Genomic DNA, 10,774 nt, shown 5'->3' with positions numbered 1-10,774 from the left:
TGATATTTCAAAAGAAAATACAATCATAGAAAAAGAAGAACCTCTTGTTACAATAATTAAAGAATGTAAAAATGTTAAAAATGGATTAAAAGATATTGAAATTTTAAAAGAGAAAATAAACAAGAATATTTATCCAATATAAAAAAATAAATAAAATATTTAACACAATAAATAAAAAAAACTAAAAGAAAAACTAAAAAAAATAAACAACACAAAAAACTAAAAAAATAAAGAAGATACTTAAAATAAAAAGATTAAAACACTGAAAGGATAAGAAATAACTGATTAATAATAAAAAAATAGCAATATACAATGTATTATTAAAAATAATAAATTAAAAAAATAGAATATAAAATATAAAACTTAAAAATGGATTACACCAAATGTAATTAATATAAATAAAATAACCCCAAATACCATCATAAATGTAGTTAATATTATAGCAAAATTAATTAATTTAAATAATTTAACCCTTCTATCAGGATCTTTCAATGCTAAATCTAATGGACTTCTACGCATGATATCACAGATTCAATTAAATAAAAATTCAAACTATTTTTTAAAATAATTTAATTATTATTAAAACTTCTAAATAAAACATTTAAAATAATAAAATACTTATTATTAAAATTTTTAAATAAAATATTTAAAATAATAAAAAATAAAAATAGAAAAAATCTTTTTTTAAACAAAAAGATTAAAACTTATTTTAAAAATAGATAGATAAAGGGAATTTGATAAATAAGAGAAATATTTTATTCCATTCCCTTAATAAGTAATCTAAATTTTAAATACTAGTTTTTGTTTCTAAGCTTGAGCTTCTTTTGCAGCTCTTTTAGCTTCAGCTTTAGCTTCATTTTCTTCCAATGTAGATCGAATCATTTTCAATCTTACAAAGTTTTCCCTTTCCATTTCTTGAAGTCTCATATCAATGACTTTAATAGTGTTTCCAATTTTTGGAATCATGACATGTTCAAGAGCATTTACACGACGTTTTGTTTTTTCAATTTCTTCAGCTAAAAGATAAATTGTTTTTTCAATTTCACCAAGCTCAATAATCATTTTAACTGCTTCTTCAAATTTTTTAGCAGCTACATCTAATTGAGCAGAAGTATCTCCAAAACCATATCCACGATCAACTAAAGTTCTTGAGTCAAAGTGTGTATCACATAAAGGAACTGGAACACCCATAATGTTTCTTGATGTAACATCTACATCAACAGATTCTTTAACGGATAAAGCAGTTTTTTTAACAGCCAAATCACCCATTTGAATTTGAGCTAATGTTAAAGCTTCATAAGCTTCTTTAAGGATTTTTTCTACATCAGAACGAGCACTTTTAACTTTATTTAAAATGTCAAAAAACTCTTTAATTAAAGCATCACGTTTTTCTTTAAGTAAACTGTGACCTTTAACAGCAAGTTTTTCACGTTTTTTAAGTGCAAGTAACTCCATACGAGTAGGATTAATACCTTCTAATACTTCTTCTGCCATATTATCCTCCTTTAAAAGTTGGATACATCAACAATAGAATATAAAAAAATAAATTCAAGAAAGAATTTATTTATACAAATATTATTCTATTCTTTAAGGTGTTCTTCAACAAATTCGTCTTTAACACGTTTAAGTTCGTTTCTAGGTAAGATTCTAAATAAGTCCCAACCAAGATCTAAAGTTTCTTCAATAGATCTATTTTCATCTTTAGATTGGGTTACAAATCTTTTTTCAAATTCTTCAGAGAATTTTAAGAAAGCTTGATCCCTTTCAGTAAGAGCTTCTTCACCGACAACAGCTACTAAATCTCTTAAATCACGACCTTCAGCATAAGCTGAATATAATTGGTCAGATACACCACTGTGGTCAGGTCTAGTTTTACCTTCACCAATACCTCCACCCATTAAACGAGATAATGAAGGAAGTACATCTATAGGTGGGTAAATACCTTTCCTATATAAATCCCTACTTAATACAATTTGTCCTTCAGTAATATATCCAGTTAAATCAGGAATAGGGTGAGTAATATCATCTTGTGGCATTACTAAAATAGGCATTTGGGTAATTGAACCATCTTTACCTTGAATACGTCCTGCTCTTTCATATATACCCGCTAAATCAGTATACATGTATCCAGGATAACCTCTTCTTCCAGGAACTTCATCCCTAGCTGCAGAAATTTCCCTTAATGCTTCACAGTAGTTTGTTAAATCAGTTAAAATAACAAGTACATGCATTCCTAAATCAAAAGCAAAGTATTCAGCAGTAGTTAAAGCCATTTTAGGAGTTAAAATCCTTTCAATAGCAGGATCATCTGCTAAGTTCATAAATACAGTTACTTTTTCTAAAGCACCAGTTTTTTCAAACTCATTCATAAAGAAGTTAGCTTCTTCGTGAGTAATACCCATAGCAGCGAAAATTACTGCAAATTCAGTATCATCACCAATTACTTGTGCTTGTCTTGCAATTTGTGCAGCAAGTTCATTGTGAGGTAAACCAGATCCTGAGAAAATAGGAAGTTTTTGACCTCTTACTAAAGTGTTCATTCCATCAATAGTGGATATACCAGTTTGAATGAATTCTGCAGGATATTCCCTAGAAGTTGGGTTCATAGGATTTCCGTTAATATCTAATTCTTTTTCAGGAATTATTTCAGGTCCACCATCAATAGGTTTACCAGTACCATTGAAAATACGACCCATCATTTCTTTAGAAACACCAATTTTAGCAGTTTCACCAGTAAATCTAGTTTTAGTGTTTTTAGTGTTTAAATCAGAAGTACCTTCGAAAACTTGTACAACAGCAATATCTTCTTTTACTTCTAAAACTTGACCAGTTCTGTGTTCACCAGCAGGAGTTTCAATTTCTACAATCTCATTGTAAGCAACACCTTCAACACCTTCAACAATCATTAAAGGACCTGAAACTTCTGTAACTGTAGTGTATTCTTTAGTTTTAATATCAGTATTCATATTTATACACCAGCCATTTGATCTACAATTTTAGCTTTGATGTCTTTTACTTTTGCATCAAATTCTTTGGTAGGAATATATTTCATTCTTGCAATTTCATCTTTAACAGATAATGCATCTATTTTTTTGATGTCTCCACCGTTAACAACTGCATTTTTAGCTTCTTTATTAAATAATAATATAGTTCTTAACATTTCAGCTTGTTTATCAGGAGGACAGTAAGTATCAACATCATCAAATGCATTTTGTTGTAAGAAATCTTCTCTTAACATACGTGCAGTTTGTAAAGTAACTTGTTGTGAATCAGGTAAAGCATCTGGACCAACTAATTGTACAATTTCTTGGAGTTCAGATTCTTCTTGGAGTAAAACCATAGCTTCATCACGGTTATCTCTCCAATCATCACCAACAGTTTCTTTCCACCAGTTTTGAATACTGTCTACATATAATGAATAACTTTGTAACCAGTTAATTGAAGGGAAGTGACGTTTATCTGCAAGAGATGCATCTAATGCCCAAAATACTTTACAAATACGTAAGGTGTTTTGAGTAACAGGTTCGGATAAATCTCCACCAGGAGGTGATACTGCTCCAACTACACTAATTGAAGCTTCTTTAGGTTCAGAACCAATAGTGTGAACTCTTCCTGCTCTTTCATAGAATTGTGCAAGTCTAGATGCTAAGTATGCAGGATAACCTTCTTCACCAGGCATTTCTTCAAGTCTTCCAGAAATTTCCCTCATAGCTTCTGCCCATCTTGAGGTAGAATCAGCCATAAGTGCTACATCGTAACCTTGATCACGGAAATATTCTGCAATAGTAATACCAGTATATACACATGCTTCACGAGCTGCTACTGGCATGTTTGAAGTATTTGCAATAAGAATAGTCCTATCCATAATAGGATTACCTGTTTTTGGATCATCAAGGAATGGGAACTCAGTAAGTACTTCAGTCATTTCGTTACCACGTTCTCCACATCCAATATATACAACGATATCTGCATCTGCCCATTTAGCTAATTGTTGTTGAGTAACAGTTTTACCTGAACCGAAAGGACCAGGAATTGCTGCAGCTCCTCCTTTAGCAATAGGGAAGAAAGTATCTTGTGCTCTTTGACCAGTTACAAGAGGTACATCTGGATCAAGTTTTTTAACATATGGTCTTGCTTTTCTTACAGGCCAAATTTGTAACATTTGAACTTTTTCAATAGTGCCTTCTTCAGTTTCAATTTCAGCAATATCATCTAATACAGTATGATCTCCAGTAGCAATACTTTTAACAGTACCACTAATAGCAGGAGGTACTAAAATTTTATGTACAACTGCAGAAGTTTCATTTACTTCACCAAGAACATCTCCACCTAATACTTTATCGCCAACACTGACAACAGATTTAAATGTCCATTTTTTCTCTTTATCGATAGAAGGTACTTGGACACCTCTTGCAATAAAATCTCCACTTTGTTCTTTAATTTTTTCAAGAGGTCTTTGAATTCCATCAAAGATAGCTCCCATAATACCAGGTCCTAATTCTACTGATAATGGACCTCCAGTACTTTCTACTTTTTCACCAGGTTTAATACCTGCGGTTTCTTCATATACTTGAATGGTTGCGGTGTCACCTTCTAATTCAATAATCTCACCGACAAGTTGGCTATCTCCAACTTTTACCATTTCATGCATTTGAGTACCTCTCATCCCATCAGCAAGGATAACAGGACCTGCAATTTTGATAATGTTTCCTTCAATAATCATTTAATATCTACCCCAATAACTCGTTTAATAAGAGCTCTCATTTGATCATTATCAGATTCAGATTCACCATCTTTATCAGGAATTTCGATAATCATAGGTACAATTTCTGAACCCATAGTTTTATTGATATACTCTCTTATTTCATCAGCTACCTTTTGTGTAATAATAATAATTGAGACTTCACTCTCAAGTAATTCATCAAGAGCTTCTTTAGCTTCATCTTCAGTATTAACTACATAACCAGTTGAAACTCCTCCGAGTTTAAAACCAGTGATAGTATCTAAATCACCAATAACAGCAACAGAACTCATACTAACATCTCCTGAAGTTTATCATTAGGGAAACCAGCTTCCCTTTTAGCTCTTGAGATAATTTTCAAGTTTTTGATTTCTTTTTCTTTACCACTTAAAAATCCTATAATTGGACCTACACCTAATGGTTTTTCTAATGATAATGAATGGGAATATTCTGCAAAGTATGAATCTAATGCATTTTCAAATACAGAAACACTACCAGTTTCATTGTATTTAGTAAGAGCATTTGAAAGAATATCTGAATATTTAGTACCATCTAAAGATGAAATAACTCCAGATACATCTTGAGATTCCATAAGTTCTTTGAGTTTCCATTCTCTTAATTGATAACCTTCATTAATTAAGTAAGGACTAACAACATCATAATCTAAACCATCAACTTTTGCCCTAATTATTAATTTTATATTTGCAATATCAACTTGAGCTCCAATATATGCATACATTTTTTCAGTATTTTCATTTCCAGGAACTTCAGTTGAATGTAATAAAGAATGTAAATAAAATTTATCTAATGCATTTGAAAATGGTAATAAAGAATTACTTTCTTCATATTGAGGAATTGCATCTTTTAATACATCAGAATATTCTGTTCCATCTAAACCTGCAACAACATCAGTTACAGAACTTGCATCAACTAATTTATCTAATGTATCATATAATGATCCAGATGGAATTAATAATTCAGATGTTCTTTCATTAGTAAAACCAACTGCTTTAGCAGTTAATAAAGCTTTAATATTAGCAATATCGGTTTTAGTAGAAATTATTTCAAAAGGTTTTTTAATTTCTTCAGGTGCAATAGTTGCAATATATTTATAAGTATCAGCCATTTGAACATCTAAAGATTTTTCTAAGGAATACTCATTTAAATATGGAAGATAATCATCTAAACCTCTTAAATAATTAGTAACATCTTCAACGGAATTAGTATCTGCAAGTTCAACTATTTGTTTATCACTTAAGAGTCTACCTTTACGAGCTCTAACCTTAGCAATAGGATTGAGATAAGGGAAAATATCTAATATTGGCCTACTTGTAACAACAACCACAACAGCCCCAACTATAACTAATGCTAATATTACTAAAACTAATATTGTTTCATTGGAAAGTGCTAGTTGACTAATTAAAGCGGCAATTTGATCAGCCATAAATTCTCACCCCTATTTAAATAATATTTGAGCAACTTCACTACGTAAAGATTTTTTAAATCTAGCTTCTCTAGATTCAATAGTGTTATTTACTTCTATTTCTCCATTTTTAGTTTTAACAATAGCTCCACCAATAGTATTTATTGATTCACCTAATTCAAAACTTGTTTCAAAATTAATATCGGAAGAAACATTACTAGCAGCAGTAGCTAAAACACTACTAATTTTACTTTTATCTGCTTCTTTCACTTGTACAATTAAATCTCCACCACCAATTTCAATAGCAGCTTGTTTAATCATATTAATTAATGAGTCGACATATTTTGAATCGCCGGTAGATGCTATATCAGTTAAATCATTAATAGCTTTACTAAAAGCCATTTCTATAACTTCTTCTTTAGCCCCTAACTCTGCTCTACGTTGATTCATTCTAGCTTCAGAGATAATTTGTTGATGTTTCATTTGAGCTTGTTTTTTACCATCAGCAATAATTTTCTTTTGTTGAGCTGATGCATCTTTTTCTGCTTGTGATGCAATTTCAGCTGCTTTATTTTGAGCTTCTTGAATTATTTCATCAGCTTTAGCTTGAGCATTAGAGTTAATGTTAGAGACAATTTTTTCTGCCCCAGAACTCATTTGTTGACCTCCAAAACTATCCTAATATTCCACCGAATACCATAAGTAAGATAGCAATTAAGAAACCATAAATAGCCTGAGTTTCACACAATGCTGAGAAAATAATACCTCTAGAGAACATTTCATCATTTTCAACAATAGCTCCAACAGAAGCACCTGCAACAATACCTTGACCCATACCAGAACCAAGACCTGCAAATCCTACAGCAGCACCTGCACCAATAGCAACAATACCAACAGCGGTAGATAATCCTTTACTTCCACCACCAAGTAAACCTGAGAATACTAATAATAAAATAGCAATTAAAAACCCATAAATAGCCTGAGTTTCACACAATGCTGAGAAAATAATACCTCTAGAGAACATATCTCCATCTTCAGCAACAGCACCAACAGCACCTGAAGCTGCCATTCCTTGACCTAAACCTGATCCTAAACCAGCGAAACCGACTGCAACACCAGCACCAACAGCTGCTAAAGCAGTACCTAATACAATTTCTACCATAATTTATTTCTCCTTAAATAATATCGAAATGTTAATTTTTTATAAATTTAAATAAATATCAATTTAAACTAAATGAAATTAAAAATTTAATCATTAATTTTTGTGAACCTTCTATTTGCTTTGAAAGCTTCAAATTTATGTTTTCCACCCATGTAAAATTGACCAAAGAACTCTACATAGTTAAGACGCAATGCGTTAACACCAGCACCTAAAGTTTGGAAAGCACAATTTACAATGTGTCCAAGTACAAATACAATAATTGCAAGGATAATACCTACAAATGGAATCATATTATTTAACATTACGGTTAAAATGTTTACAGTCATAGCAACACCACCAGTAGCTAAACATAAAGCTAAAAGTCTTGCATATGAAAGAATATCTCCCATGAAACCGAATAAATCCATGATACCATATACTCCTCCACCCCAGAATAATAGACCGAAAGCGACAACAACAAATATTGCACCAATAACATAGCCAATCATTCCAATAGAAGGAATCATGTAACCCATTGCTAAGAATAAAATACCTACTTCTAAAACAAACCAAACAATTTGATTAGTTAAAGCATCTTTAGTATTTCCATTCCATACATTGTTAATAGCACCTAAAATGAAAGCAATATTAGTATAAATAATACCTACAGCAATAGCAATTATTAAAATTGTTGCTGAATTTTTAAAGGAATCTAACCAAGGTATACAAGTAGGGAGTGTACCTAAACCAAGAATTCTACCCCAGAAATCACCGAGGAAAGCATTAGTAATAAGACCTAAAACAATAGCCCATATACCACTTGCCATAACAATTATACCAAAATCTTTTGCATTTTGACTATTTCTACCTAAACCTCTGTATAATAAAAAGTAACCAATTAAAAAGTCTAAGAACCCATAAAATCCATCAGTTAAACAGAAACCAAAGAAGAATGGGAATGTAATAGCTACAAAGAATGTAGGGTCAATTTCATTATATTTTAAAGGTGAGTACATTTGTACAAGTAATTCGAAAGGTTTAAAGTATCCTTTATGATTTTGAAGAACTGGAACATCTTCACTATCATCTGGAATATCTTCAACTTCTATAACACAATATCCATCACTTGAAGCTTCAATAATTTGTTTAGTTTCATCAACTTTTTTAAGTGGAACCCAAGCTTCAAAAACTTTAGATTTTTCAGTTTCACCAAAACTAGAAAAGATCTCATTTCTTTCTTTTTCATTTTCTAATTGTTCTTTTAAAGAAAGAATATCATCATCCCATTTTTCTGCAACAGCTTTAAGTTCAACTTTTGCTTGATGTTTTTCATCATCAATAGAAACTAATCTAGAATTAGCATTATTAATGAATTCAGAAGGAGTTCCTTCCATTTCACTTACATCTAAGTTTTCAAAATTAAACCTTCTAAGTGAAGAATAAATTTCATCACGATACTCATTTGCAACAACAATGATTATAGTATCAAAGAGTTCATCAGAATGAATATCATCAATTACAATTTCATCAGTTATTTTACTTAATTCTGCTTTTAATTCAGAAGCAGATTCAACATCAATCCTTCCAACAATTGTTGAAGTAGTTTTAGTATCTTCTAAAATTTCTAAGTTATAATTAACATTAGTTAATTTTTTAGCAACAGTAATTTTAGAGATTAATTTACTAGATTCATTGTCAAGTGCAGATAATTTTTCCTGTATAGGAACAACATCAACATTAACTTCATCTAAGATACTTTCTGCATATTTACATAATGAATCAACATCAACTTTTTCAACTGGTTTTCTTACTGGAACATCTGGATTAAACATATTATGTAATTTATCTTTAATAGTGTCACCATAAGAAAGTGCTTCACCAAATAAATCAGATAATCCAGTTGTTCTCATTAAAAGAGAAGAAACTTTACCAGTTTTTGATGTAGATTTAGATGGAGTAATAAGTTCCGCAACTTCAGGATTCTGTTGAATACGATCTGAAATATCATCAATTTGGACTAAACCTGCCTCATGTAAATCTCTAATTACAGGAGTAACATAATCATCCAAAGTGATTATTTTAAGTTTACGCATTCTTTCTGTTTGAAACATTATCTCACACTACAACAATTTTTCAACAATAACAGAAGCAGCTTCATCGACATTTACAGATGAACTGGATTTAATAGTGTCGACATTTTGCTGTGATTGAGTTTTAATATGATTAGCCTCTTTTTTCGCATCCTCAATGGAAGTATATATAATATCTTCAACTTCGTGAGTTGCATATTCTTTAGCATTGGATATTTTATCTTCAGCATCTTTTTGAGCTTGTTTAACAATATCCTCAGCTTGAACTTTAGAATCTTCCACTGTTTGGACGGCGTTACTTTCGGCTTTTTTTATCATTGAGAGAGCCTCTGATATTTCTGCCATATTTCATCACCATGGTATTTAAAATTTTATTTAGATTACTTTACTTACCATAATTTCTCAGTTGAAAAATCATATTTCTAAATAAAACAAAACAATTTCTATCTATTAAAAAATTATCAAATAAGTTAAACAATTAATATAAACAATTAAAAAGAAGAATAAAAAAATTCCTCCATTATCTACTATTATAAAAGAACCTAAGTAACCTAGGAGGTAATTTTTTTACATATGCTAACAAAGAGATAGCAACTAAAATTAAACCAAATACTAAGAAAACATAATTTTCAGGATTTGCTAAATAGTTATAACCTAAAAAAGCAAAAAGAATTCCTTCAAAAAATAAAACTGCTTTATTCCATTGTGGTTTAAAAGACACAAGAGGAAATACAACACCTACTAAAATAATAATAAATGATGAAGCAATATTTTCACCAGTAAAAGGTTGACCATAATAAAAAGGTACTAAAGCTAAACTAACCATGACAAAAAAGAAAATAATAGAATACATTCTCATTCTTGAACCATAAGTCATTTGTACCATAATATCTCCTCAAAAAATCGCTTAATATTAAATTCATTTCTCTTAAATATCAAATTATTTAATATACTAACTTATTTAGTTATTAATATAATAAATTTACTATATTTAACTAAATTTACAAATTAATAAATCTTTTAAATTAATAAATCTTTAAATGATTTATGATTATTTTTTTTGTAAATATCTATTTAAATAGTTTATCATATTAGATAAATGACAAAAATTAAAATAAAAACCTTAAAAATTTAATAAAAATTGAATAATATAAAATCAAAATAAAATTTATGAAACAATTTTTAATATTAAATAAAAAAATTAAAAAAATTATCAAAAATAAGATTAAACTTATAAAAAGTTAGTAAAAAGCTTTAATAAAATATACACTTAATAAAAAAGATTTTAAAAGTAATAATATATAAATAATTTAAAAAAGTAAATTAAAAACTTAAAAAATTTGAAAAAAAATCCTAAAAAATATTTACTAAAAAACAAG

Annotated in this window: 11 protein-coding genes; all 11 read right to left on the bottom strand. The window is 29.6% G+C overall.

Annotated features, from left to right (window positions below):
• Positions 1-363: 363 nt before the first annotated feature.
• The 11 genes from BGI41_RS08455 to BGI41_RS04175 all read right to left on the bottom strand — a co-directional run bounded on the left by BGI41_RS08455 (position 364) and on the right by BGI41_RS04175 (position 10,281).
• Entirely contained in the window at positions 364-519 is a 156-nt protein-coding gene (locus tag BGI41_RS08455; RefSeq protein ID WP_198945420.1) for a hypothetical protein, read from the bottom strand.
• A gap of 288 nt (positions 520-807) precedes the next feature.
• Positions 808-1,494 carry a V-type ATP synthase subunit D gene (locus BGI41_RS04220; protein WP_088538988.1) on the bottom strand — a complete coding sequence of 229 codons (687 nt, stop codon included), beginning with the start codon at positions 1,492-1,494 and terminating at the stop codon, positions 808-810.
• An 86-nt stretch (positions 1,495-1,580) separates the two neighbouring features.
• A complete protein-coding gene (locus BGI41_RS04215) occupies positions 1,581-2,966 on the bottom strand; it encodes an ATP synthase subunit B (protein ID WP_088538987.1) in 1,386 nt (461 codons plus the stop codon).
• A 2-nt stretch (positions 2,967-2,968) separates the two neighbouring features.
• A complete protein-coding gene (locus BGI41_RS04210) occupies positions 2,969-4,723 on the bottom strand; it encodes an ATP synthase subunit A (RefSeq protein WP_088538986.1) in 1,755 nt (584 codons plus the stop codon).
• Entirely contained in the window at positions 4,720-5,034 is a 315-nt protein-coding gene (locus tag BGI41_RS04205; protein WP_088538985.1) for a V-type ATP synthase subunit F, read from the bottom strand. Before BGI41_RS04205 ends, BGI41_RS04210 begins: the two co-directional genes overlap by 4 nt.
• The gene (locus BGI41_RS04200; RefSeq protein WP_088538984.1) at positions 5,031-6,185 is read right to left on the bottom strand and encodes a V-type ATP synthase subunit C; all 1,155 of its coding nucleotides are present in this window, start codon (positions 6,183-6,185) and stop codon (positions 5,031-5,033) included. Before BGI41_RS04200 ends, BGI41_RS04205 begins: the two co-directional genes overlap by 4 nt.
• Before the next feature lie 12 nt (positions 6,186-6,197).
• On the bottom strand, positions 6,198-6,821 hold the full coding sequence (locus BGI41_RS04195; RefSeq protein WP_088538983.1) for a V-type ATP synthase subunit E: 624 nt from the start codon (positions 6,819-6,821) through the stop codon (positions 6,198-6,200).
• Positions 6,822-6,837: 16 nt separating this feature from the next.
• Positions 6,838-7,326, bottom strand: coding sequence for a V-type ATP synthase subunit K (locus BGI41_RS04190; RefSeq protein ID WP_088538982.1), 489 nt, complete (start codon positions 7,324-7,326; stop codon positions 6,838-6,840).
• 86 nt (positions 7,327-7,412) lie between these two features.
• On the bottom strand, positions 7,413-9,416 hold the full coding sequence (locus tag BGI41_RS04185; protein WP_088538981.1) for a V-type ATP synthase subunit I: 2,004 nt from the start codon (positions 9,414-9,416) through the stop codon (positions 7,413-7,415).
• Positions 9,417-9,425: 9 nt separating this feature from the next.
• Complete coding sequence (locus BGI41_RS04180) at positions 9,426-9,740, bottom strand: V-type ATP synthase subunit H (RefSeq protein WP_088538980.1); 315 nt, start codon at positions 9,738-9,740, stop codon at positions 9,426-9,428.
• A gap of 175 nt (positions 9,741-9,915) precedes the next feature.
• Positions 9,916-10,281: a hypothetical protein gene (locus BGI41_RS04175; RefSeq protein ID WP_088538979.1), complete on the bottom strand. Its 366-nt coding sequence runs from the start codon at positions 10,279-10,281 to the stop codon at positions 9,916-9,918.
• Positions 10,282-10,774: the final 493 nt, after the last annotated feature.

Source organism: Methanobrevibacter sp. 87.7, from assembly GCF_002208625.1.
GTDB lineage: Archaea > Methanobacteriota > Methanobacteria > Methanobacteriales > Methanobacteriaceae > Methanarmilla.
This window is presented reverse-complemented; position numbering and strand designations above follow the sequence as displayed.